Below are 25,319 nucleotides of genomic sequence, written 5' to 3'. Positions count from 1 at the left end.
CGCGCTTCCGCACAAGCGTCCCGGTTCAACAGTTGACCGAAGCATCCACTTCGCAACGCCGACGATTCTGTCATAAGGTGGGCACTCGGCCATCTGGCCGGCTCCCATGAAGACTCCCATTTTCCCTGACGTTTTCTCGCTCCGTGAGGAGCACGTACTCATCACCGGCGGCGGCACCGGCATCGGCTTCGCGGTGGCGCGCTCGATGCATGACGCGGGCGCCCGCGTGGTGCTGATCGGCCGCCGCGAGGCCGAGCTGGCGAAGGCTGTGGAGTCACTCGGGCCGGGCTCTTCCTACCTTGTCCACGACATCACGCAGCTCGACGCTGCAGCCCCGTTGATCGAGCGGATCACGAAGGAGCACGGGCCGATCACCAGCCTCGTGAACAACGCGGGCATCCATCTCAAGAAACCGGCGATCGATACCACGCCGGAGGAGTTTCAGCGGGTGCTGACCACGCATATCCTCGGCGCGCACGCGTTGTGCCGGGCGGTCGAGCCGTCGATGATCCAGCGGAAACACGGCACGATCATCTTCATGGCCTCGATGGCCTCGCTGTTCGGGATTCCGCAGGTCGTGGCCTACAGCGCCGCGAAGTCAGCCATGATCGGCATGCTGCGCACGATGGCCACGGAGTTCTCGGCGCATGGGATCCGCGTGAACGCAATCGCGCCGGGCTGGATCGAGACCGAGATGTCGCGCAAGGCGATGGAGGGCGATCCCGCGCGGAGAACGAAAATCATCAGCCGCACCCCGATGGCGAAGTTTGGCGATCCGTCCGACGTCGGCTGGGCGGCGGTCTATCTCGCGTCACCCGCCTCCAAGTTCGTGACCGGCGCGGTGCTGCCGGTCGACGGCGGCGCGAGCATGGGATTCTGAATGAGACCGGCGGGGCAGGCCGGGAGCTGAGGAGCGCCGGCGTCAGACCGCGAGGAGGCGCCCTCGCCGGGCTGCGGCGCACGCGAGCGCACACTGCCCGAAAGCGGGCGGGACGCCCGCTTTCCCGGGCGGGGCGCTGTGGCATAAACATCGCCAAGAACATCGCAGTGCGTCACCTTTCGAAGGCTGAATCGTCGTGCCTCCAACCCCATGAAAACCTTCGCGTGTTCCCGCTGGTTGCTCTGCTCGCTGCTCACGTTCTGCGCTCCTGCGCTCGCCGTTCTCGCCGCCGAATCCGGTGCGGTGGGACAATTCGCCGCTCATGGCGACGTCGGCGCACCGGCGATCGCCGGCGCGACCGTCTACGACGCCGGCCTGCAGCAGTATCGCATGAGCGCGGGCGGCATCAACCTGTGGGGGCCGTCGGACCAGTTTCAGTTCGCATGGAACAAGATGAAGGGCGACTTCATCGTTCGCGCGCGGTTCAATCTCGTCGGCACGGGCACCGACCTGCATCGCAAGCTCGGCTGGATGGTCCGGAAATCACTCGATCGCGATTCGGCGTATGCGGATGCGTGTGTGCACGGCGACGGGCTTACCTCGCTGCAGTTCCGGCGCAGCGCGGGAGCCGAGACCGAGCAGGTCGTGCTGCCGATCACCGGCGGCGACGTGATCCAGTTTGAGCGCCGCGGCGGCACTTACATTTTCTCCTCGGCCCACTACGGTGAGCCGTTCGTCTCGGCGGAGCTGAAGGACGTCGATCTCGGCGACGAGGTGTTTGTCGGGCTTTTCCTCTGCTCGCACAATCCCGACGTGAAGGAGGAGGCGATCCTGAAGGACGTGCGCATCATTCGTCCGCCCAAGGCCGGCTACGTGCCGTATCGCGACTACATCGGCGCGCACCTCGAGATCCTCAACGTGTTCACGGGACAGCTCGCGATCGTGCACAGCTCCCCCGAGCAGTTCGAGGCGCCGAACTGGTTTCCGGACCACAAGACGCTGCTCGTGAACATCAGCGGGCCCGGCGCGAACAAGGGGCGGCTGCAGACACTTGATCTCGTGACGAAGCAGACGGCGCTGCTCGACACCGGATTTGCGACGCGGAACAACAACGATCACGTGCTGACGTTCGACGGGAAGCAGCTCGGCATCAGCCATCACACCGCGGAGGACGATGGGCGTTCGGTCGTCTACAAGTTACCCTCGACGGGCGGAACGCCCGTGCGCGTGACGCCGAAGTCGCCGTCGTATTTTCACGGCTGGTCGCCGGACGGAAAGTGGATGGTCTACACCGGCGGCCGCAAAGAGACGCCCGGCGGCCCGGACAAATACGACATCTACAAGATTTCCGCCGACGGCGGGGAAGAGGTCCGGCTGACCAACAGCCCCGGGTTGAGCGACGGCCCGGAGTTTTCGCGGGACGGGCAGTGGATCTACTTCAACTCCACCCGCACGGGGCTGATGCAGCTTTGGCGCATGCGGCCGGATGGCTCGGGTCAGGAGCAGTTGACGAACGACGAGTTCAACAACTGGTTCCCGCATCTCTCGCCGGACGGAAAATGGATCGCGTTCATCTCCTACGGTCAGGACGTGAAGCCGTCGGAGCACCCCTATTACAAGCAGGTCTATCTGCGACTGATGCCGGCCAGCGGCGGCCAGCCGCGCGTGATCGCTTACGTCTACGGCGGCCAGGGCACGATCAACGTGCCCTCGTGGGCGCCCGACAGCACGCGAATCGCGTTTGTCAGCAACACGGACATGCAATGAACAGGTAGGGCTGCCGCTCGTCGGCCGCCGCGGCCAGCGGCGAGCGCCGGCCCTACCGCACCCAATATGAAAACTTTCGCCCCACAAACCGGTTCACTTTCGCGGCGTGACTTCTGCCGCACGATCGCGACGGCCACGGCGGTCCTGGCCGTGCCGAACATCATTCCCTCGCGGCTGCTCGCCGGCGCGGCTGCCCCGAGCAACCGGATCCGCGTCGGCCAGATCGGTTGCGGCCGGATCGCGCGTGGACACGACATGCCCGGGGTATTCAACTCCGGGCTCGCCGACATTGTCGCGCTCTGCGACGTGGACCTGCGGCGCGTGGCGGAGGGACGGGATCTCGCGGCCAAGTTCTATCGCGACGCCGGCAAGACGGCGCCCGGGTTTGTCACCTACGGCAACTATCGCGAGCTGCTGGCCCGCGGCGACATCGACGCCGTGGTGTTAAGCCTGCCGGATCACCAGCACGCGGAGATCGCAGTGGCCGCGCTGCGGGCGGGGAAGGACGTTTACCTCCAAAAGCCGTTCACGATGACGCACGCTGAGAGCGTGCTGTTGCGCGACGAGGTGGCGAAGAGCAACCGAATCCTGCAGGTCGGCAGCCAGCAACGCTCGTGGGGCGAGACGCAGCAGTTCCGCAAGGGCTGCGAATTCGTGCGCAGCGGCCGGGTGGGCCGGCTGACGCACGTCGAAATCGGGCTGCCGATCGATCCGACGGCGCCCGACAGCCCCGAGCAGCCGATTCCGGCGAACCTGAACTACGACGCGTGGCTCGGGCCCACGCCGCAGGTCTACTACACGGAGCAGCGCGTGCATCCGCAGAGCGGCTACGACCGGCCCGGCTGGCTGCGCAACGAGTCCTACTGCCTCGGCATGATCACCGGCTGGGGCGCGCACCATTTCGACACCGCGCACTGGGGCATGGACATGGAGCTCAGCGGACCGATCAAGGTCGAGGGGCGCGCGGAGTTTCCGACCAACAAGATCTGGAACGTCCACGGCGCCTACGACGTCGAGCTGCTCTATCCGAGGGACATTCACCTGAAAGTCTCGGACAAGCTGCCGAACGGCGTGAAGTTCATCGGCGAGGAGGGCTGGATTTTCGTGTCGCGCGAACCGCAGGGGCAGCAGACCTCGAGCGATCCGGCGATGCGGCCGACGGACCTCAAGCCGCTCGACGCGAGCGATCCGAAGCTGCTGGATCCGAACGGCGTGACCGTGAAATTCCTCGAGAGCAGCAGTCATCACAAGAACTGGCTCGACTGCGTGATCTCGCGGCAGACGCCGCTTTCGCCGGCGCCGATCGCGCACCACGCGAACACCGCGTGCATCGTGAGCTGGATCGCGATGAAGCTGGGCCGTCCGCTGACGTGGGACTTGAAGGCGGAGAAATTCGTCAACGACGCCGAGGCGAACGCGCTGTTGTCGCGGTCGGAACGCGCGCCGCACGGCGTCCACAATCTGAAACGCGTGTAGCGGCGGCGAGTTTCCTCTCAATGGCCCGCTCCCGCTTGCTCATCGCCGTGATCGCGCTGGCGGTTTTCACCGCTGGGGCGTCACTCGCTGTCGCCGCTGAAAAGCCTGCTCGGGCGGATGCCCCGCGTTGGCCGACGCCGGAGGAGCGGCAGCGGCTCAACGAGCTCTCTCATGCCGACTGGCAGCGGACGATGGATCAGCTCGGGCTTTCCGTGCCGGTCGATCTGCCGCCGGAGGAAACTGATCCGAGCCGGCCGGCCGGGCTGAAACGCAATGCGAATGGCAACGGTTGGACGGATGCCGAGGGGCACTTCGCGGTCCGCTCAGCCTGGGGCAACTGGATCAACTACGATCTGGCGAAGGCGGAGACGGGAAGTCCGCTGCCTGATCCGCTGCGACTCGAGAACGGCGAACTCGTGAAAGACGCGGCCACGTGGCGGGAGCGGCGGCGGCTGGAAGTGTTGGAAAGTTTTCAGCGGGAGATCTACGGCCGAATTCCGCAAAACACGCCGACGGTCACGTGGGCGGTCGTGGAGACCGACGAGCACGCGCTCGACGGCAGGGCACGAATGAAGCGCATCGTCGGGTCGATCGACAACTCGAGTTACCCGGAGGCGAAACCGAGCATTGGACTGACGTTGTATCTGCCGGCCGAAGCGAAGGGACCGGTGCCGGTGATCGTGGCGATCACGTTCGATTTCCCACCCGGATTCCGTTTCCCCGGCGCGCCGGAGGGCCCGAGCGCGCTCGAGCAGACGCTTGCTCATGGCTGGGGCTACGCGCGGTTCAACCCGGTGACCGTGCAGGCCGACGACGGCGCCGGGATGAAGGAAGGCATCATCGGACTGGTGAACAAAGGCCAGCCGCGCGCGCCGGACCAGTGGGGCAGCATCGCGGCGTGGTCGTGGGGACTCAGCCGGATCATCGACTATTTCGAAACCGACGCGGACGTGGACGCGAAGCGGCTCGGCGTGGAAGGTCACTCCCGCTACGGCAAGACCGCGCTCGTGGCGGCGGCTTACGAACCGCGTTGGGCGATCGCGTATGCGAGCTGCTCGGGCGAGGGCGGTGCCAAGCTGCACCGGCACGACTACGGCGAGAACGTCGATATCGTTGCCTCCAGCGGCGAGTATCACTGGATGGCGCCGAACTATTTGAAATACGCCGGCCGCTGGGACGATCTACCGAACGATCAGCACGAGCTGATCGCGCTCGTGGCGCCACGCCCGCTGCTGGTGACGGGCGGCACCACGGATCTCTGGCCGGATCCCGTCGGCATGTTCAAGGCCTGCGTCGCCGCCGGTCCGGTCTACCGGTTGCTCGGGAAAAAGGATCTGGGTCGCACGGAAATGCCGGCACCGAACGAGGACGTGATCGACGGCGACCTGGCGTTCCGGCTGCACGAGGGCGGCCACTTCGATCTCTTCGACTGGCCGACGTTTTTGAAATTTGCCGACCGGTATTTGGGCAAGAGTGAGGCGATGGTTGGTTCACGTAACGCCAACTGATCAGCGCAGCGGCACGCGCGTTGAGAATCGAAATGGGAGCGCGGGCATCTTGCCGGCTTCAGATGCGCTTTCTCACAGCCCTGGGGGGGCGGACGTCCGCGCTCCCACGCAGGCGGGCTCGATAGATTTGCCATCCTATCGGATCGCCGCCGGCTTCATGAACGGCTGCTCGCGGAGCCAGGCGATCAGCTCGTCGGCCATCGCGCGATGATCGGCCACGCGCGGATGCGTCGAAGCCCAGTGTGTGAAAACGAAATGGCTGACGTGCGGATCGGTCGCTTCGATTTGCGCGACCGCCTTTTCCCAAGGCTTGCGCAGTTGCTCGCTCTGTGAGCCACCGAACATCCCGCCGCGGAGAATCACAATCTGCACGTCCGGCCATGCGCGGCGGAAGGACTGCACGAGCGCGACATAGCCGTTGACGTAGTCGTCCACCGGGAACGGCCGGTGCTTTGCGGTCGAGAAGGAATCGTCGTTTTCGCCCAGGTTGATGAAGAGCACGTCGGGCACCCACGACGCCACATCGGCGCGAGGCGAATCGGCGCTCGGATAGATCCGATCCCACATCTGGCCGGCTTTCACCTCGGTCCAGCCGATCGCGATGCCCATGCCGCTGACGGCGATGTTGCGATAGTCTGCCTGGAACGCCGCGGCCGTGAGTGCGCCGTAGCTGACCACGTTATTGTGCGTGCTGCGATCCGCCCACTGATCCGCGGCGCCATCCTCGCTGCACGCCCCCGCTGTGATCGAGTCACCGAAGAACTGCATCCGCAGCCGATAGCTCGGCCGCTCGGACGGGAGCAGGCGGGCGTCCGACGGCAGCTCGACTCCGCGGAACCGCACCGTGCCGGCGGAGGCCTCACTGCGCTTGAAGAGCACGAGCTCGTGTCGGCCGGCGCCAAGTCCGGACAGCGAGGTGCCTTCCGCCGGCCGGCCTTCCCGCAACGCGACGAGCTGCGTGCGGCCGTCCACCTGGGCGTTAAAAAAGCTTTGGCCTTTGGCGTCGGCGAACTGCAGCGCGATCGAGTCACCCTCGAACGCCACGCGAATCCGGCTCGCCTGCCAGACGACCACGGGCGCGGCCGGGTTCGCTTGATCGAACCGGCCCTCGTAAACGAAGCCGGGATCGTCGGCGGCGACGAAAGTGGAGGCCGGCGCGGCGGCGCGAACGAACGAGGTCGAGGCGACCGTCAGCGCGACGAGCAGCAGCGCGAGGGAACGAACGGAGAACATCATGTGATCACGAGAGCGATCCCGCGCCGCGGTGGCAACGCCGCGTCGCTTGCGACACACGGCGAATGAGCGGGGGTTATCCATTGCGACGGCGGGGCGGTTCGTTCTTCGTTGAATACGGATGAAACCGTCCGCTGTTTTGCCGGATTTCAGCTCCTGCCGAGGGCTGCGTTGGGCCGCGGGCGGGCTGCTCTTGCTGACCCTGACGCTGCTGGCCTATGCGCCGGCGCTGCGCGGCGGGTTGCTGTGGGACGATGACGGACACCTCACGCGGCCGGAGCTGCGCAGTGTGAGCGGTCTCATGCGGATCTGGACCGACGTCGGCGCGACGCAGCAATATTATCCGTTGCTGCATTCAGGGTTCTGGCTCGAACACCGGCTGTGGGGCGAGTCGGTGACCGGCTATCATCTGATGAACGTGGTCCTGCACACGCTGGCGGCGTTGCTGGTGGTCGCGATCGTTCGCCGGCTCTTCGGCGCGCGGGAAAACGCGACGGCGTGGCTGGCCGGAGCGCTTTTTGCGCTGCATCCGGTCGGCGTGGAGTCGGTGGCGTGGATCTCGGAGCAGAAGAACACGCTTTCCGCGGTGTTCTACCTCGCCGCGGCGCTGGTGTTTTTGAAGTGGTATTCCGGGAACGGGACTCCGGCGGCTGCGTCGCGTTCATCTGATGTAGCCGGGGGCGGTGACCCCGGCGCCGGCCTCAGCGAGGCCGGCTACATGCCGATGTCCACGGGAGAGCAGGGCCGCCACCGGCTGCTTTCGTTCGGGTATTTCCTCGCGTCGTTCCTCTTCCTTTGCGCGCTGCTGACCAAGACAGTCACCGCCACGCTGCCGGCTGCGTTGATGGTCGTGCTCTGGTGGCGGCGCGGGCGGCTCGGCTGGCGGCGCGACGTGCTGCCGCTGGTGCCGTGGTTGGCGGCCGGAGTCACCGCGGGGCTGTTCACCGCGTGGGTCGAACGGACGCACATCGGCGCGCGCGGCGATGCGTTCGCGCTGGATTTTTTCGAGCGCGGGCTCGTGGCCGGCCGCGCGATTCTGTTCTACCTTGGGAAACTGCTCTGGCCGACGGAGCTCGTTTTCATCTATCCGCGGTGGACGATCGATGCTGGCAACGCATGGCAGTGGGTTTTCCCGCTGGCAGTGCTCGCGCTGCTGATCGGACTCATCGCACTGGCGCGCCGCTACCGCGGTCCGCTCGCGGCGTTTTTGTTTTTCGCCGGCACCTTGTTTCCGGCGCTCGGTTTTTTCGACGTTTACCCGTTTCTCTATTCCTACGTCGCGGATCATTTCGCTTATCTCGCGAGTCTCGGCGTGATTGTGCCGGCGGCGTTCGGATTTGTGCTGGCCGGCCGCCGGCTGCCGCGGAGGGCTCGCGCGATCGCGCCGATAGCTGCGACGGTCCTGCTCCTGACGCTCGCCGCGGCGACGTGGCGGCAGAGCGGCCACTATCGCGATGCGGAAACGCTGTGGCGGGCGACGCTCGCTCGGAATCCGGGATCGTCGATGGCGCACAACAATCTCGGCGAGATCCTCGCGTCCCGGCCGGAGCGGAACGCGGAAGCGATCGAGCATTTTTGCGCGGCGGCTCAGGCCGACCCGCAGAATGCGCCTGCGTTGAACAATCTCGGCTTGGCGTTGGCCAAAGATCCGACGCGGATGGCGGAGGCGATCGCGAGCTACGAGCAGGCGATCCGAGTGCAGCCGGAGCTGATCAATCCGCGCAACAATCTCGGCGTGTTGCTGACGTCGATGCCGGGACGACTCGATGACGGCATTACCCACCTGCGCGAAGCGGCGAGGATGGATCCGTCGTCCGCCGGTGTGCGCGACAATCTCGGCGTCGCGTTGCTGCGCGCCGGTCGGTCGGCCGAAGCGGCGGAGGAGTTTGCGGCGGCGGTGAGTCTGCAGCCGGACGCGGCCGCGTTGCGCAACCGGCTCGGCGTGGCGCTCGCGAATGTGCCGGGCCGCGAAGCCGAGGCGCTGGCGGAGTTTCGCACGGCCGTGGAGCTCGATCCGAACTCGGCGGAAGCTCGTATGAATCTCGCCAGGGCGCTCGCATCGCAACCAGAGCACGGCGCAGAAGCGATCGAGCAGTTGGAGGCAGCGCTCCGGATCGCACCAACGCTGGGCGAAGCGCACGGGCTGCTCGGCCGGATCTTGCTGACGATCCCGGAGCGTTTGCGCGAGGCCACCGAGCACCTGCAGCAAGCGGTGGCCGTGCAGCCGGAGTCGGCGGAGCTGCGGCAGGCATTCGGCGTCGCGCTGCTCCGCGATCCGGCGCGCACGCCCGATGCGATCCGCGAGCTGGAAGCGGCCGTGCGGCTTGCGCCGGACATGATGGAGGCGCACTACGCGTTGGGCGTGGCTCTCTCCGGGGCGCCCGCGCGGCAGGCGGACGCACGGCGTCATTTTCGACGGACGCTGGAGCTGCAGCCCGATTTCGGGCCCGCGCGGCAGGCGCTCGCGGAACTCGAAGCGACGCGCAACGATTGAAACCACGCCCCCGGTGGTGCGTCGGTCTCATCAGATAACAAACCGACGGAGACCTCATCATGCGTTTTCTCATTTCCTGGGTTGGCCGGTTGATCTTCGCGGTCGCGGTGGCGGCGACCGCGCGTGCCGCGGAGCCGGGCACGCGCTCGGCCGATATGCAGCGTGCGATCGCGCAGTTCCACGCCTTTCATGTGGGCGCGATCGAGGGAGAGATTGCGCGCGCGCCGCAGGAGCTGCTGCCGGATCCGAACACGGCGCAGCGATGGGCGGCATCGGTGCACGCAGATGGTTCGTGGGCGGACATCGACTACACCTCGCAAGCGCGTTCCGGCTGGGCGCCGCTGGGGCATTGGCAGCGGATGCGGGCCATGGTGATCACCGCGGCCCGGCTGAACGCCGGCGAGCAGGGTCGCGCCGAGCTGCTCGACGCGACGCACCAGGCTTTCGGCTACTGGATCGCGCACGATTTTCAGTGTCCGAACTGGTGGTATAACGAGATTGGAATCCCGAAGGAGGTCGGAGCGGTGGCCTTGCTACTGGGGGAGGAACTGCAGCCGATGGAGCTCGCGTATACGACCGGCGTTTCCCTGGCGCGGTATCCGATCCGGCTCACGGGTCAGAACAAGGTGTGGCTCGCCGGCAACGCGCTGATGCGCGGGTTGCTGCTGGGCGACGAAGCGATCGTGCGCGAGGCGGCGGACGCCATCTGGAGCGAAGTGCGGGTGTCCACGACGGAGGGGATTCAGCCGGATTTCAGTTTTCATCAGCACGGCCCCCAGCAGCAGTTCGGCAACTATGGGTTGTCGTTCGCGGTGGAGACCGCGCGTTGGGCGTTGATCCTGCGCGGCACGGACTGGCAACTGGCGGACGAGCAACTCGCAGTCTTCCGGCGTTACCTGCTCGACGGACAGGCCTGGGTATCGTGGCGTGGAGCGATGGACGTGAGCGCGTGCGCGCGGCAGCTGATGCCTCGCGCGCCGCGGAGTAAGACCGCGACGGCCGCGCGCGTCATGCAGCAAGCGGCGGAGTTCGATCCCGCCGAAGCGAAGGCGTATCGCGCATTCGTCGCGCGCAACCAGACGGGCGCGCCGAACGATCTCGTCGGCGACCGGTATTTCTGGCGCTCGGACTACCTCGTGCACCGGCGCCCGGCGTTCTGTGCGACGTTGAAGATGTCCTCGAATCGCGTGATCGGAGCCGAGGTGGTGAACAGTGAAAATCTCGCCGGCTACCACACCGGCGACGGCGTGCTGTTGCTCTATCGCGACAATGGCGAATACGAGAATATCTTTCCGGTGTGGGACTGGCGGAAGCTGCCGGGTGTCACGTGCGTCGAGGGGCCGTTGCCGAGCTTCAAGACTGCGGCGGTGCCGCGGGACTTCGTCGGCGCCGTGACGGATGGCGAGGACGGCTGCGCGGTGCTCGATTATCAGCGCGATGGAGTGCGCGCCAAGAAGTCGTGGTTTTTCGCGGGCGACACCATCGTGTGCCTCGGCGCGGAGATCAGCGGACCGGCCGACGCCGTCACGGCGACGACGCTCAACCAAAGCTTGCTGCGCGGCGACGTGACGGTGCGCCGCGGAACCGCCGTAACGACGGTCAGCGCGGGGCGCCATGATCTGGCGGGAGTCAGCGAGGTCGAACACGACGGCTGGCGCTATACGTTCCTCGATGGCGGCGAACTGAAGCTGCAGACGGGGGCGGTGACCGGCAACTGGCACCGCGTCTTCGACAATCCGGAAGCACCGACGGCGGATGTGACGAAGGATATCTTTTTGTTGTGGCTCGACCACGGGCGCGGCTCGAGCGCGACGCACTACGCCTATCGCATTTCGCCGGTCGCGGCGAACGACGTTAGCGTGCGCGTGCTGGCCAACTCCGCCACGATGCAGGCGGTTGCGCTTTCGGGGAACAAGACGGCGGTCGTCTTCTGGTCGGCGGGCGAATTCGAGCTGCCGGACCGGCGGCGGATTGCCGTGAGCGAGCCGGCGGTGGTTTTGGTCGGCCCCAAAACGCTGCGCGTGGTCGATCCGGCGCAGAAGCTCCGCACCTTGCGCGTAACCGTCGATGGACAGACGCGCGAGGTGCAGCTGCCCGAAGCGGGGCTGGCGGGAACGGCGGTCGAGATGGAGGCGCGCTGAGGCGGTGATCCTAACCCGGCGCTCACGCAGCGGGCTGACAAGGTAGCACCCGACCGCCAGGCGGGCAGCGAGGACGAGCGAACATCGCGGAAAATTTCGGCGGCCCCAGCGGTGCCGCCCTACCGTCCGCCTGGTTTCAATAGGCGGTCGAGACTTCGCGGGCAGGCTGACGCGACCGGGACAACGCCAAAGCCGTGGGGCCAGGCGTTCCACCTCCGCAGGCTTCCTACCAGCTGATTGCTCTAGCTTTCGCCGCGGAATTTTTTCCAGAGCGCGAGGCTGCGTTGCGCGGTTTCGAGCTCGGAGAACCGGCTGCCTTCCTGCTCCATGAGGAAAACTTCCACACCGCCGACCGATTCGGCGGCCGCCACGATTTCGGACCACGGGGCGATGCCTTCGCCGAAAAGCACGCGGTAACGTTTCTCGTCGGCTTCGCTGCCGGGCGCCCAGTCCTTCAAATGCACGCTGCGGATCCGACCCGGATGCGAGCGAATCCACGCGACCGGATCCTGTCCCGCCTCGAGGCAGGTGCCGACGTCGAGCTGCAGCACGAACTGCGGTGGGGTGTTCGCGGCGATCACGTCGAGGATCCGCTGATCGCCGTCGGTCTTTTGCCACTCGGCCTGGTGATTGTGGAAACCGGCGGTCAGCCCGTGTGGTTGGAATTGCTCAGTCGCGGCGGAAAGCTGGGCGCAGAGCTTTTTCCAACCGTCCAGATTCGTCGTGGCCTCGCGCGGCGCGCTGGCCATCACGACCTGTCGCGCGCCGAGGATCGAGTTCAGTTCGATCGCCTTCGCGATTCCGTCGCCCGGCGTGAAGGCGGCGATGTGATTGTGCGTGGAGAGACAGCGAAGCCCGAGATCGTCGAGCTGGTGGCGAACCTCCTTCGCGCGAGCCGGGGTCCATTCGAAATAGGGGGCGTAGAACTCGACGGCTTCGTAGCCGAAGCTGGCAACCTGCTTGAGCGTGCCCATGAGATCGCGATTCAGCTCATTGCGGACGGCGTAGAGCTCGATGCCTATCGGGATCGTTTTGGCGGTGGCGCGAGCCGGCGCGCTCGACGTGGCGGCGCGGAGCAGCGAGGGCGCGGCGGCGAGCGCGGGCACCAGGCTGGCGAGCGCGATGAATTGCCGACGGGAGAGAGCGTGATCGGAATCGGTGGGGCGGGGCATGCTGCTAGCGAATCGGCAACCGCCGCGCGGACAAGCCACAATCGCGGCGGCTGTCGGCTGCGCGGATCCACCGCGATGACGGGCCGGCGGCTTGCCTTCGGTGGGGCGACGCGCACCTTCGGCCGCTCATGGCCCGGCTCGTCGCGTTTTTGCGGGGAATCAACGTTGGTGGACATCGCGTGAAGATGGACGCGTTGCGCGGACATTTCGCCGCGCTGAAACTGCGTGGCGTCGAAACGTTCATCGCCAGCGGCAACGTCATTTTCGAGACCGCCACCACGGATCTCGCGGCGCTCGAACGCAAGATCGAGCGACACCTGGCGGCCGAGTTGGGCTACGACGTGCCGACGATGCTGCGGTCGATGGCGGAGCTCGCGACCGTCGGTGGCCACCGGCCGTTTTCGTCTGGCGACATGGAGAACGAGACGAACTCGCTGAACGTGCTGTTCCTGCGCGCGGCTCCGCCCGCCGAGGTGGCGCGCGCTGTCGCCGCGCTGAATGGAGCGAAAGACGAGTTTCGGCTGAAAGGACGCGAGATCTACTGGCTGTGTCGCGGCAAGATCAGCGTGGACAGCCTCGCGGCGCCGCTGATGGGCAAGGCGCTGAAAGGCTGCGAGTGCACGGTGCGAAATCTTCGGACCGTGCGGCAGATGGTCGGGCTGTACGGCGAGGCGCCGGGAGGCAAGGCAGCGAAGCGCGTTTCGTGCGTATCGTGATCGTGATTCGGCCGAGAAGTCGCGGTTGCTGCCCGCAGCGGGGCGCACCCAGGTGCGCCCCAACGGAATCAACGTGTGCTACTCGGTCCGCGCGTGCATGCCGACCACGGCGCCGGTGAAGTGCAGCCCGCCGCCGGCGGCTTGTACGGTGATCGGCTGCGTGTCAGCCGCGGGGACGAATGATTTCCACTCGCCGTTCGAAACGCGGTAGTCGAAGCCCAGCGTCATCTCGTTCCCTACGAGCCGGAGCGTGATCGGCGCATCCGCCGCCGCGTCGAGCTTCGTTGTCGCGACGATTTCCGGCGTGGGACCGTTCATGAGTTCGAGGAAAAGAACGAGTCCGTCGGACGTGCGCCGCACGCCGAAGTAGTAGTAGTGGGTTTCGCTCTGAAACGCGACGAGTCCGCCCGAGGTGCCGACCGTCGCCGGGGGAACGAGCGTGGTCGAAGTTTCGAATTTCGCGTGCTGCACCCGGCGCGCGAGGAAGGAAGGATTGCCTGTGCCCGAGAGCGCGTCGGCACGTGGCGTGAGGCTGAGCCGGCCGGCCGGCTGACCGAGCTGCCACCAGGTTTCCTTCGGCGCCCGCACCATGATCCAGAGCGGCGAGAGCGTCGCGGAATCGAAATCGTCGCGCCAGGTGAAGTTGCCGGTGAGAGGAACGTCATCGTAGGGCTGCCGCTTGTCGGCAGCCGCGGCTGAGTTGGGTTGTTCGCGGCCGGCGGCGAGCGCCGGCCCTACCGGCGCTTTCACCACATAGGGCACGCGCTCGCCGTGGGGGAGGATCCGCGGCCAGCCATCCTCGGTCCATTTCACCGGCAGCAAGAAAGTTTCGCGGCCGGTGGTGAAATAGCGGCCGGCGAACGGCCGGCACGCGAGGAACACCGACCACCACTGGCCATCGGGTCCTTCGACGAGATCGGCGTGCCCGGTCGCAGTCACTGCGTGCGGCACGGTGCCATCGAGATCGCGCTGCGTGAGAATCGGATTATCGCTCCACGGCGTGAACGGCCCCGTCGGCGCCTTGCTGCGGAAGATGACCTGCGAGTGCTGGTCCGACGTGCCGCCCTCGGCGCAACACAGGTAATACCAGCCGCCGCGCTGGTAGAGGTGCGGACCTTCGATCCAGACGGGCTGCTTGGCGAGATCGACGCCGCCATTGATGATGATGCTGCGCGGACCGATGAGTTTCTGCGCCTTCACGTCGAACTCCTGAATCCAGATCGCGCGATGGCCTTGGTAGATCGGCTTGTTGTCCGGCGGATTGCCGTTGTTCACGAGCCAGGCGCGGCCGTTGTCATCGAAGAACAGCGAGGGGTCGATGCCGTCGAAATCGAGCCACACCGGATCGGACCACGGACCAGCGGGATCCTGGGCGGTGACGAAGAAATTGCCGCCGCCGTCGACCAGCGTGCAGACGACGTAAAACGTTTTCGACGGCTCGTGATAGCTGAGCGCCGGAGCGAAAAGCCCGCGGCTGACGCCCAGCTTGTCGTAGGACAACTGATTCGGGCGGTGAATGACGTGGCCGATCTGCCGCCAGTTCACGAGGTCACGGCTGTGGAAGATCGGGATGCCGGGATAGTAGGCGAACGTGGAGTTGATCAGGTAATAGTCCTGGCCCACCTGGCACACGCTCGGGTCCGGATAGAAACCCGCGAGGATCGGATTGCGGTAGTGGCCGGCGGGCAGCGGCGCGGCGAAGATGTCGTCGCGGCCGGTGTATTCGAAGGAGTCGAAAGCGACCGGTGCGGGCGCGGCGGCAAAGGAGCTCGCGGCGAGCGAGAAGGCGGCGATGGCGAAAAGGGTGGAGGGTTGGGGTTTCATTGGGACAGAAAAACAGAAGGTCTAAGTGACACGGGCGTCTCGCCCGTGCCACGCATCGAGAGAACGAGAAAGAGAACGAAGAACGAGAACGATTTTGCCGAGGTGGAGCCTGCCGTCCCGGCAGGCTCGCAGCGCGACGAGGATCAAGCCCCCGGGACGGCGGGCTCCACCTTGGCCCGGCTCTATTTCGGCTGCAGCAGCTGTGCGGGGGCGATGGCGGGAATGCCCGCCTTCGCGAGCGCGGCGATCGCGGCGTCGGGATTGGAGAACCGGAACACTAGCACGGCTTCGCTGGACTTCTGCCGCCCGGCGCACATCCCGGCGAACGCATACATATATTCGATCGATTGGTTCGCGGCATCGAGCGCGTCGAGCACGACGAGCAGTCCGCCGGGTTTTTGCGGCACCTGGATCGCGACGACCTCGGTGGTCTTCACCACCACGCCGGCGTCACTCAACACCTGCTGGGCGCGCTTGGGATCGGACACGATCATCCGGAGAATGCCGAACTCCTCGGTGTCGGCGACGGTGAGCGAGAGCAGGTCGATGCCGGCGTCGGCGAGAATCTTGCAGGGTTTCCGCAGTGAGCCCGGGCGGTTTTCGGCGAAGAGCGAGAGTTGTTGAATTTTCATGGGGGCGGTGGGTCAGTTTTGGTTGCGCAGGTCGAGTACGCGCTTCGCCTTGCCTTCGCTGCGTTGGATGCTGTGCGGTTCGACGAGCTTCACTTTGGCGCGAATGCAGAGCGTCTTTTCGACGGACGCCTCGAGCTTGCGCTGGATGGCCTCAAGCGAGCGAACCTCGTCAGAGAACACCTGCGGCGTGACCTCGACCTTGACCTCCATTTCGTCGAGACCGTGGGAGCGCGTGAGCACGATCTGATAATGCGGCACGGTGCCTTCGACCGCGAGCAGCGCGGTTTCGACCTGCGAGGGGAAGACATTCACGCCGCGCAGGATCAGCATGTCGTCGCTGCGGCGGCCAATCCGGCGGATGCGCCGGATGGTGCGGCCGCATTCGCAGGGGACGGTTTCGAGCGCGGTGATGTCGCGCGTGCGGTAGCGGATCATCGGCATCGCTTCCTTCGACAGCGTGGTGATGACGAGCTCGCCTTCCTCGCCGTCCGGCAGCACCTGGCCGGTGTCGGGATTGATGATCTCGGGGTAGAAGTGGTCCTCGAACACGTGCAACCCGTGCTGGGAGGCGCACTCCATCGCGACGCCGGGGCCGATGATTTCGGAAAGCCCGTAAATGTCGTAGGCCCTCATCTTCGACATCGCTTGGATCCGCTGGCGCATGCCTTCGGTCCACGGCTCGGCGCCGAAAATCCCGGCGCGCACGCGGCTGATGTCGATGGCCATTTCCTGCGCGCGCTCCAGCAGGTGCACCATGTAGCTCGGCGTGCAGCAGATCGCGGTGACGCCGAAATCGCGCAGGAGCATTAGCTGGCGATCGGTGTTGCCGCCGCTGATCGGGATGACAGTCGCACCAAGCTTTTCGGCGCCGTAGTGCGCGCCCAATCCGCCGGTGAACAAACCGTAGCCGTAGGCGTTCTGGACAATGTCTCCGCGATGCACGCCCGCGGCCGCGAAGCTGCGGACCATCACGGACGCCCAGACGTCGAGGTCCGCCTGCGTGTAGGCGACGACGATCGGCTTGCCGGTGGTGCCGCTCGACGCGTGGAGCCGGACGATGTCGGAGGTCGGCCGCGCGAACAGCCCGAACGGGTAGGTGTCGCGCAGATCGACCTTCATCGTGAACGGCAGCTTCGCCAGATCGGCCAGCGTGCGGAGGTGATCCGGCGTCAGGCTGCGCTCCTGCATCCGGCGGCGGAAAAGTTCGACGTGATCGTAGGTGTTCTGGACCGTCGCGCGCAGCCGGGCGAGTTGCAGGTCGCGCAGTTGGGGCAACGGCAGGTAATCAGGCGCGCTCTCGGGATGGAAGCCGCCAGGGGAGTAATGCCAGCAGGAGTGGGTTTTCACCGGGTTGAAGTTGATTCTGGAAGGGGAAACGCGCGCGGTGAAGGAGGGGGCGCCGGACCAGCCGGCTTGGGGGAAAGCTGCTCAGCCTGCGGCGGCGGAGCGGGTGGCGGCGAGCTGCTCGCCGAGCGTGCGCCCCGCCGCGAAGGCCGCGTCGTTGATCGCGCGGATCTTCGACGCGAGCGTCGCATCGAGTGCCGCGCGCCACACCGCGGCGTCGAAGGGCAGGAAGGCGCTGAGCGCGCCGACGAGCGCAACGTTGAGCGTGCGAGGGCTCGCGAGTTTCACGGCGTCGAGCAGCGATGGCTCAAGCAACACGCCGCCCGGCCGGAGCACGTAGCGGTTGTTGTCGACCTGGTCGGGCGCGACGACGAGCAGGAAATCGGCTTCGCCGACGGGCACCATCGGGCTGAGCACGCGCCGGCCGAAGCGGACGTCGCTCGCGACGCTGCCGCCGCGCTGGCTCATGCCGTGGATCTCGCTTTTCTTCACGTCGAGTCCCGCGGCGAACGCGGCGGCGGCGATGAGATCGGAGGCCTTGATCACGCCCTGGCCGCCGAGTCCGGCGACCACGATGTTGGTAACGGTGTCGGGGGTGGTCATGAGTCGGAAGCGGCGTCGGCCGGAGCGCTGTTGCAGCCGCAGTCGCCGGAGCAGCACGACGCGGTGGCGGCTTTGGCCGCGTTTTCGTAGCCGCGAATCGCGGCGGCGGCGAGGATGCAGTTGCGCCGCGCGATGATCACGGACAGCACCGGCTCGGCGAGCCGGGCGCGGAGCAGCGTCTCGAATTCCTCGGTGCTGGCGACCTGATCGATCACGTCGACGTGATTCACACCCATGGCGCGAGCCACGGCCTCGATCGAAACGCGGCCGGTCGGCTCGTGGTTCAAGGTGCGGCCGGTGCCCGGGTGCTCCTGCTGGCCGGTCATCGCAGTGGTGCCGTTGTCGAGGATCAGCAGAACGTGCCCCGTCGCGGGCGGATTGTAGACCATCTCGGCGAGCCCGGTGAGCCCGCTGTGCATGAACGTGCTGTCGCCGATCAGGCTGACGACGCGGCGCGCTTGGTCGGCGGGGAGCGCGTGCCGCAGCCCGAGTCCGACGCCGAGCGAGGCGCCCATGCAGATCTGCGTGTGCATCGCTTCGAACGGCGGCAGCGCGCCGAGCGTGTAGCAGCCGATGTCGCCGGCGACGATGCAATCGAGCTTGCGCAGCACGTCGAACACGGTGCGGTAGGGACAGCCGGGACAAAGTTGCGGCGGCTTGCCGCGCGGCGGCGCGGTTTCCGGCGTGACGTCGCCGGCGAGAATCCGGCGGACGCGCGGGACGGAAAACTCACCGAAGCGATACATGGCCGGCCTGCCGCGGACCTTGAGCCCGGCGGCGCGGAGCGCATCCTCCAGATACGGATCGCCTTCCTCGAGGACGATACAGTCCTGCACACTGGCGACGAAGTCGCGGATCAGATTTAGCGGTAGCGGATAGGTAAGTCCGAGCTGGAGAATCGAAGCGTGAGGCGCGGCTTCGCGGGCGTGGTGCGCGACGATGCCGGAGGTGATGATGCCGAGCCGGCCATCGCCGTCGGCGCGGTTGTGCAGCGGCGCGGTCTCGGCCCACTGTTCGATCTGCGCGAGCTTCTCGCGGAGCCGCCGGTGTGCGGGGCGGGCGTGAGCCGGAATCATCACACGCTCACGGATGTTCGGTTCAAACGCGGTTGCGGCCGGAGACCACGGAGCATGGTTGTCGACCACGATCGTCTTCGAGTGGCAGACGCGCGTGGTCAGCCGCAGGATGACGGGGATACCCCAGCGTTGCGAAATCTCCAGCGCGGCGAAGGTCTGCTCGTAGGCTTCCTGCGAGTCGGCGGGTTCGAGCATCGGCACGCCGGCGGCGACGGCGTAGCGCCGGTTGTCCTGCTCGTTCTGACTGCTCGACATGCCGGGGTCGTCGGCGGAGACGATGACGAGCGCGCCGCTGACGCCGCTGTAGGCGACGGTAAAAAGGACGTCGGCGGCGACGTTGAGCCCGACGTGCTTCATCGTGACGAGCGCGCGGCCGCGGGCGAACGCGACGCCGACGCCGACCTCGAGCGCGACCTTTTCGTTGGGCGCCCACTGCGCGGGGCCGCCGAGCTTCTGGAACGTTTCGAGGATCTCGGTCGAGGGCGTGCCAGGGTAACCCGTGCCCAGCGTGACGCCGGCGCGGAGTGCGGCCAGCGCGATCGCTTCGTCACCGGAGAGGAGTTGTCGTTGCGGCAGTGTCATTGCGCGGAAGAGGAGAAAAGGGCGCTGAGCCACGCGGGCGGGCGGATCGGCCGGCCGGTGGGATCAGTGATCGCGTGCAGCGTGAAGCCGCTGGCGACCGCGGCGCCGTTGTCGGCTTGCGTGATGGTGTGCTCGAAGCGGACGGAGGCGCGGCCGGCGAGCGTGACGCGGGTGTCGATCTGCAGCCGGTCGTCGTAGCGGGCGCGGCCCTGGAACTTGAGCCCGGCTTCGATCAGCGGGAGCGAGGCGCCGCGGTGTTCCATCTCGGCGTAGGGCAGCCCGGCGGCGCGAAGGCATTCGGTGCGGGCGACCTCGAACCACTCCAGCACGCGGCTGTTGTAGAACGTGCCCATCTGATCGGTCTCGCTGTAGCGGACGCGCAGCTCGGTGCGGTGCTGGAGTCCGGGCGCGCTCATGCCAGCAGGCGGCGGCCGCGGAGGAACGCGGCCGAGGCGTGATCGTGACTGGCTCCCGTCAAAATCATGGCATCGGTGACTGAACGAGGGCGCGTTTTAGCACTCGACCGCGGTGGCGTGCGATGGAAAGCAACCGGCGGCGCGCCGGGTAGAAGCACGGTTGTTGGCGGCGTGCGGTCGGGTTAATGCGGCGAGCGGCCAGAAGACGCGCGGAAGGTCAGGGCCTTGCGTAGGGCCGGCGCTCCCCGCGGCCGGGAACGTGCTGGTCGCGCCGGTGCGATCGAACATTGCGGCCGCCGGTGAACGGCGGCCCTACGATCACGGGCGGGACGCCCGTGCCACGGTTGCTCAGTGCGCGCCGGGATGGCCGGGCGCGAAGTGGATCTGCTGGGCTTTGTAGAAATCGAGCGGATGCTCGGGTGGCTCGACGCCGGCCGGCAGCGGTTTCTTGGAAAACTGCTGGAAGTAGAGCAGGCAGGCATCGCGCCAGACCCGGGCATCGTGTTCCTGTCGCGCGAGCAGCTGCTTCACGTGCGTGAACCGCTCGTCGTCCATCTTGCCGTTGAGTGTCGCCCACGCTTTCTGCCAGGTGCGCACCGTGTCGACGCCAGACTGGTAGTGCAGCGCGATCTCGTCCCAGAGCGGACGACCGGACTTCATCCGGTAGTCCCATGGCAAGTGGTGGAACCAGAGCAGCAAATTGTCCGGCGTGGTGGCGGGATTGCCCCAGAGGTTTTGGATTTCCGGCGCATATTGCGCGAGGGCGTTGGAGCCGGACTTCGTGCGGTCGAAGCCGACGCCATTCGCGTCGGCGCGATGGTAATAAACCGAAGTCCAGTCGGCGCGGCCGGCTTGGTCGACCCAAGGACCGGGGCCGTAGTGGTGCCCCTCGGCCATGATGTGGTGCAACCCGAGTGGCATCGAATAATTCACGACAGCCTCGTGCGATTCGAGCAGCATCGACGTGATTGGCTGCACGACAGCGGAGTCGTTCCCGAAGGTGAGCCGCGTCCACTCGTTCGCGATCTGCGCCGAAGTGAGCTGATGATCCCACGCGAGCCGGCCATAGGCATACCAGTTCGCCTGCGCGAGCGGATGGCCGGTCCAGTTGCGATCGTCGCCGATGTTAGCGACGCCGGCGATCACGGAGATCCCGTGAAGGTCGACGCTGCCATCGACAATTTTGGCGATGGTGGAACCGGCGTTGGGCCGAAACGTGTCGGCGTCGAGCACCTCTTCGAAGAGCGGTCCGAGGAACGCCAGCTGCATGCTCTGGCCGAGGTATTCCTGCGTGATCTGCAGTTCGAGCGCGAGGGGAGTCTGGGGCATCGCGCCGAAGAGCGGGTGAAACGGTTCGCGCGGCATGAAATCGATTGCCCCGTTTTTCACCTGCACGATGGCGTTGCTGCGGAACTGTCCGTCGAGCGGCTGGAACTCGGAAAAACCCTGCGTGTGCCGATCGGCGGGGACGTTGTTGTCGTAGACGAAAGCACGCCACATCACGATGCCGCCATACGGCACGAGCGCGTCGGCGAGCATGTTCGCGCCGTCGGCGTGGTTGCGGCCGTAGGCCTGCGGCCCGGGCTGGCCTTCGGAGTTGGCTTTCACGAGAAAGCCACCGAAGCCCGGAATGATCCGGTAGATTTCGGCGACCTTGTCGGTCCACCACTGCTTCACCGCGGGATCGAGCGGGTCGGCGGTCTTGAGTCCGCCGATCTCGACGGGCGCGCTGAACCGCGCCGTAAGATAGACGCGGATGCCATAGGGCCGGAAGACGTTGGCGAGCGCGGCGACTTTTTGGAGATAGGCGGGTGTGAGCACGAGGGCATTCGCATTCACGTTGGTGAGCACGGTGCCGTTGACGCCGATGGAGGCACAGGCGCGCGCGTAGTCGCGGTAGCGCGGCGAGACGATGTCCGGCAGCTCAAACCAGCGCCAGAGCGACTGGCCGGCGTAGCCGCGCTCGACGAAGCCGTTGAGGTTGTCCCAATGATTGAGCAACCGCCGCTGGATGCGCGGCGCGCTGACAAGATTCAGGCCGGCGATGGGCTCGTGCAACTGGACGTGACGCAGCAGTGCGAACGCGCCATAGAGGACGCCGACGTCGCGATTGCCGAGGACGAGCACGCAGCGCTTGCCGGCGAAGATGACCGGACGGATCACGTAGCCTTCCTCACTGGCGGCGCGGAGGTCGGCTTCGCTCACGAGTCCGGCGAGCTCGGGGCTGCGCACGGCGGTGCCGAGCAGCAGCGCACCATCGCGCGTCGGCTGACTCACCGTGGACAGGTCGACGCCGAGCAGGCCTTTCAACCCAGTGGTGAGCTCGTCGCGTGCGGCTTCGATCGAGCCGAGGCTGAATCCCGGCCGGGTCGGTGCGGGCAGCGCGATTTCGGTGAACGCGGCGGCGTAGGTGGCGCGCAGCGATTCGTCGGCGACGCGGTCGTAGCGGAGCCAGAGCCGATAACCGTCGTCGGCGCGGAGCAACGAGCCCGCGGCGAGTGCAACCGCCATGGCTGCGATGGAAACGAAGGGGAGTCTCATGGGGAAATCACAAACGCCAAAAGTCCAAACGCCAAGGAACCGACGGGAGTCGAAGGTGGGGTGACGGGACGTGTTGTTCTATTTGGAAGTGGTGGGTGCGGTGAGGTGGAACGAGAGCTGGAAGCGGCCGCTGACCTGCAGCAGGGCGAGCTGATAGAGCACGCCGTCGTAGTAGCGATACTGGCCGCGGGGGATCGGAGCGTCCCAGAGGAATTGCACGAAGGGTCGCGCGAGCTCAGGTTCGGCGGCGAGGCCGGCCACCGCGGCCATGGCCATGAGACCGGTCGAGTTGACGTCGGTCGAGAGCGGCCGGCCGTCGAGCGTGAACTGGTTGGGAATCGCGGGCTGATGCGAAGAGAGGAAACGCAGGATGCGGTTGCTCTGCTCGACCTGCCAGGGATCCGCGGCGAAGTGCGCGTGATCGAACGCGACGTTGGCGAGGATCCGCCAGGCGTCGTAGCGGAAGTCGCCACGCTCGGCGCCGAAGCCGGTGTAGGGCCGGCCGTCGAAATGTGCGTATTCGGGCATCAAGCCGGTCTGCGGATGCGCGGCGCGATGGAAAAACGCACGGCTGGTTTGCGTGGCGTCGCGCCAGAACGCGCGGTCTTCCGGCGAGTCGGCGTGGCGTGCCCACACTTCGTAGAAGGCCGGCAAATGATAAGAAGGATCGGTGAACTGGGAGCCGGCGAGCGTCGGCGCGAACACGACCTGCTTTTCCTCGCGCGAGAAGATCGCGGTGATGTTGCCCTCGGTCGGCTTGTGCAGCATCTCGTGCAGCAGCGCCTGGGCGTCGGCGAGGTAGTTGAAAGAGCCAGCATCAGAAGAACCCCAGCGCTCGGCCGCGAGCAGCAGCGCGGTCGCGATCCACTCCTCGCCATCGGAAGCGGAGCCGGGATCGATCTGACGGCCGTCGAAAGAAACCTGCCACGCGAAATAGCCCCGGCGCGGACTGTCGGTGTGCAGCATGTACTTTCGGGCCCAGCGATAGAGCCGGTCGAACTCGGCGCGACGATCTATCTGCACCGCGAGCATCATGCCGTAGGACATGCCTTCGGAGCGGACGTCGCCGTTGTTGATGTCGGCGAGATAGGCGAGGTCCGGATCGACGGGATAATAGAGCCGCTCCTCGGTATCGCTGCCGTAGAACAACTGCTGCCAGCCGGCGTCGATCTTGGCGGTGATTTCGGCGTCGGATCTGCCGAGGAGTTCGGCGAAAAGGTTGCGCGGCGCGGGCGCGGCAGCAAGGGACGAGACGAGCAAGGCGGCGAACGCCGCGGCCCACGCGACAAACCGGGGCGGGGATACGTTTGTAGCCGGGCTCGCTGAGCCCGGGCCGGGGTCACCGACCCCGGCTACATCAGCTCGATGCCGAGCGCCGCAGCAGTCGTTCGCAGGCTTTCGCAGGACAAACGTCATTTCGCAACGGGACCGTAGATTTTGAAATTTCCGCTGCACTCGAGCAGCGCGATCATCGTCAGGAGTCCACCGTAGTAACGATGACGGCCGGTGGGGATCGGCATGTCCCAGAGCTGCTGAACCCATGGCTTGGCGATGACGGAATCGGCCGCGAGTCCGGCACACGCCGCCATCGCGGTGAGACCGGCCGTGTTCGTGTCGGTCGACACGGGTGTGCCGTCGAGCTTGAACCGGTCGGGAACTTCGCTGCCGAACGAGGAGAGAAACGTGAGCACGCGGTTGCTTTGTTCGACGACCCAGGGATCGGCGGCCCACCAGGAGTAGTCGAGTGCCGGGTTGTTGAGCGTGCGCCATGCGTCGTAGAGAAAATCCTGGTGATTGCCCCAGCGCGCGGTGTAAGGCGTGCCGTCGAAGTTGGAGTAGTCCGGCATCAATCCCGTCTTGGGATGCGCGGCCGTGCGGAAATGCTCACGGCTGATCTTTGCCGCCTCGGCCATGAACGCGCGATCGGCCGGATCGGCGGCCCAGCGCGCCCAGAGCTCGTAGTAGGCGGGGAGGTGATAGGACGGATCGGTGAACTGCGCACCGGGACCCTGCGGCACAAACACGATCTGCTTGTGCACCGGGTCGAACATGGCGGTGATCGGACCGCGATCCGGCTCCTCGTTCTTGTGCAGCATCGTGCGGAGGAGGTCCTGTGCTTCCTTGCGGTAATTGAAGATGCCTTCGCCGTCGCCCCAGCGGTGCGACGCGAAGAACAGCGCCATCACCCACCACTCCTCGCCGTCGGGTGCGGGGCCGGGGCTCAGCCGGCGACCGTCGAATGCGGTGTGCCAGGCGAAGTAGCCGCGAAACGGACCGGCGTCGTAATACATGTAATGCTTCGCGAACTTCCAGATCTGGTTGAATTCCTTCTGCCGGTCCATCTGCACGGCGATCATCATCCCGTAGGAGAGCCCTTCGGAGCGGACGTCATTGTTGTTGATGTCGGGCACATAGGCCATGTCGCCGGCGATCGGGTAGAACAGCCGCTGCGAGTTCTCGTCGCCGTAGAACAGTTGCTGCCAGGCGGCTTGGAGCTTGGCGTTGATTTCCGCGTCGGATTTGCCGAGCAACTCCTTGAAGGGGTTCCGGTAGCGCCCGGTTTCAGCGGCGCCTTGTGCAGCCGTGGCAGCGACGGCGGAGAGCGAACCCAAGGCGAGGCCGAGCACGAGGGGGAGGAACGGGAATCTCATGGCGGGGAGGGACGAGGCAGCGGAAGCAAAGTTGCAGGGGGAAGGAGAGTCTAGAGCTCAGAGCCAAGAGTCTAGAGCTGAGAGAGCGAACTGGTAGAGAGTCGGGGGACCGAACCGGTTGAGAGTTGAGGGATGAGAGTTGAGAGGGAAAGCGGACAGCGGGCAATTTCGGGGGGGGACTTCGTTGGAAACAGGGAAAACGAAACGAGCCCGACGAGGTCGCCGGGCTCGGAAGGAAATGGAACCGACCGCGCCGGGGTGGC

The 25,319-nt window shown here is 66.2% G+C and carries 18 protein-coding genes; 7 read left to right on the top strand and 11 right to left on the bottom strand.

The genetic code is table 11. The annotated features are described in order from the left end of the window. Window positions 1–106 precede the first annotated feature (106 nt). The 4 genes from OTER_RS21870 (at window position 107) to OTER_RS21855 (ending at window position 5,631) form a co-directional block, all read left to right on the top strand. Entirely contained in the window at window positions 107–880 is a 774-nt protein-coding gene (locus OTER_RS21870) for an SDR family NAD(P)-dependent oxidoreductase (protein WP_012377129.1), read from the top strand. 210 nt (window positions 881–1,090) lie between these two features. Continuing rightward, on the top strand, window positions 1,091–2,647 hold the full coding sequence (locus tag OTER_RS21865) for a TolB family protein (RefSeq protein ID WP_012377128.1): 1,557 nt from the start codon (window positions 1,091–1,093) through the stop codon (window positions 2,645–2,647). A 66-nt stretch (window positions 2,648–2,713) separates the two neighbouring features. Continuing rightward, window positions 2,714–4,123, top strand: a complete 1,410-nt coding sequence (locus tag OTER_RS21860; protein ID WP_012377127.1) for a Gfo/Idh/MocA family protein — start codon at window positions 2,714–2,716, stop codon at window positions 4,121–4,123. Between the two features lie 20 nt (window positions 4,124–4,143). Continuing rightward, entirely contained in the window at window positions 4,144–5,631 is a 1,488-nt protein-coding gene (locus OTER_RS21855) for an alpha/beta hydrolase family protein (protein WP_012377126.1), read from the top strand. 135 nt (window positions 5,632–5,766) lie between these two features. Here the strand turns inward: OTER_RS21855 and OTER_RS21850 are convergent, their stop codons facing one another. Further along, complete coding sequence (locus tag OTER_RS21850) at window positions 5,767–6,867, bottom strand: SGNH/GDSL hydrolase family protein (protein ID WP_012377125.1); 1,101 nt, start codon at window positions 6,865–6,867, stop codon at window positions 5,767–5,769. 118 nt (window positions 6,868–6,985) lie between these two features. On the opposite strand from OTER_RS21850, the gene OTER_RS24640 reads away from it, so the two are divergent. Then, the gene (locus OTER_RS24640) at window positions 6,986–9,358 is read left to right on the top strand and encodes a tetratricopeptide repeat protein (protein ID WP_012377124.1); all 2,373 of its coding nucleotides are present in this window, start codon (window positions 6,986–6,988) and stop codon (window positions 9,356–9,358) included. Between the two features lie 59 nt (window positions 9,359–9,417). After that, window positions 9,418–11,499 (top strand): polysaccharide lyase family 8 super-sandwich domain-containing protein, encoded by a 2,082-nt coding sequence (locus OTER_RS24635; protein ID WP_012377123.1) that lies wholly within the window; start codon window positions 9,418–9,420, stop codon window positions 11,497–11,499. A gap of 242 nt (window positions 11,500–11,741) precedes the next feature. On the opposite strand, the gene OTER_RS21835 is transcribed toward OTER_RS24635, so the two are convergent. Continuing rightward, window positions 11,742–12,671 carry a TIM barrel protein gene (locus tag OTER_RS21835; protein WP_012377122.1) on the bottom strand — a complete coding sequence of 310 codons (930 nt, stop codon included), beginning with the start codon at window positions 12,669–12,671 and terminating at the stop codon, window positions 11,742–11,744. 128 nt (window positions 12,672–12,799) lie between these two features. Here OTER_RS21835 and OTER_RS21830 point away from each other — a divergent pair, with 128 nt between their 5' ends. Further along, complete coding sequence (locus OTER_RS21830) at window positions 12,800–13,387, top strand: DUF1697 domain-containing protein (RefSeq protein ID WP_012377121.1); 588 nt, start codon at window positions 12,800–12,802, stop codon at window positions 13,385–13,387. Window positions 13,388–13,465: 78 nt separating this feature from the next. Here OTER_RS21830 and OTER_RS21825 read toward each other — a convergent pair whose 3' ends face one another. The 9 genes from OTER_RS21825 to OTER_RS21785 form a co-directional block, all read right to left on the bottom strand. Further along, window positions 13,466–15,211 (bottom strand): glycoside hydrolase family 43 protein, encoded by a 1,746-nt coding sequence (locus OTER_RS21825; RefSeq protein ID WP_012377120.1) that lies wholly within the window; start codon window positions 15,209–15,211, stop codon window positions 13,466–13,468. 182 nt (window positions 15,212–15,393) lie between these two features. Continuing rightward, window positions 15,394–15,843: an ACT domain-containing protein gene (locus OTER_RS21820; RefSeq protein ID WP_012377119.1), complete on the bottom strand. Its 450-nt coding sequence runs from the start codon at window positions 15,841–15,843 to the stop codon at window positions 15,394–15,396. Window positions 15,844–15,855: 12 nt separating this feature from the next. Beyond that, on the bottom strand, window positions 15,856–17,190 hold the full coding sequence (locus OTER_RS21815) for a phenylacetate--CoA ligase family protein (RefSeq protein WP_012377118.1): 1,335 nt from the start codon (window positions 17,188–17,190) through the stop codon (window positions 15,856–15,858). Window positions 17,191–17,271: 81 nt separating this feature from the next. Further along, the gene (locus OTER_RS21810) at window positions 17,272–17,790 is read right to left on the bottom strand and encodes a 2-oxoacid:acceptor oxidoreductase family protein (RefSeq protein WP_012377117.1); all 519 of its coding nucleotides are present in this window, start codon (window positions 17,788–17,790) and stop codon (window positions 17,272–17,274) included. Further along, a complete protein-coding gene (locus tag OTER_RS21805; protein WP_012377116.1) occupies window positions 17,787–19,448 on the bottom strand; it encodes a thiamine pyrophosphate-dependent enzyme in 1,662 nt (553 codons plus the stop codon). The genes OTER_RS21810 and OTER_RS21805 overlap by 4 nt, the downstream gene beginning before the upstream one ends. Further along, a complete protein-coding gene (locus tag OTER_RS21800) occupies window positions 19,445–19,864 on the bottom strand; it encodes an acyl-CoA thioesterase (RefSeq protein ID WP_012377115.1) in 420 nt (139 codons plus the stop codon). Before OTER_RS21800 ends, OTER_RS21805 begins: the two co-directional genes overlap by 4 nt. 348 nt (window positions 19,865–20,212) lie before the next feature. Beyond that, window positions 20,213–22,405 carry an alpha-glucuronidase family glycosyl hydrolase gene (locus OTER_RS21795; RefSeq protein ID WP_012377114.1) on the bottom strand — a complete coding sequence of 731 codons (2,193 nt, stop codon included), beginning with the start codon at window positions 22,403–22,405 and terminating at the stop codon, window positions 20,213–20,215. 78 nt (window positions 22,406–22,483) lie between these two features. Further along, window positions 22,484–23,665 carry a family 8 glycosyl hydrolase gene (locus tag OTER_RS21790; protein WP_202796011.1) on the bottom strand — a complete coding sequence of 394 codons (1,182 nt, stop codon included), beginning with the start codon at window positions 23,663–23,665 and terminating at the stop codon, window positions 22,484–22,486. Window positions 23,666–23,817: 152 nt separating this feature from the next. Continuing rightward, window positions 23,818–25,056 (bottom strand): family 8 glycosyl hydrolase, encoded by a 1,239-nt coding sequence (locus tag OTER_RS21785; protein ID WP_012377112.1) that lies wholly within the window; start codon window positions 25,054–25,056, stop codon window positions 23,818–23,820. Window positions 25,057–25,319 lie beyond the last annotated feature (263 nt).

Origin of the sequence: Opitutus terrae PB90-1, from assembly GCF_000019965.1 — a bacterium.
Classification (GTDB): Bacteria; Verrucomicrobiota; Verrucomicrobiia; order Opitutales; family Opitutaceae; genus Opitutus; species Opitutus terrae.
Note: the sequence above shows the minus strand (reverse complement) of the source record. Positions and strands in the feature narration are given on the sequence as shown.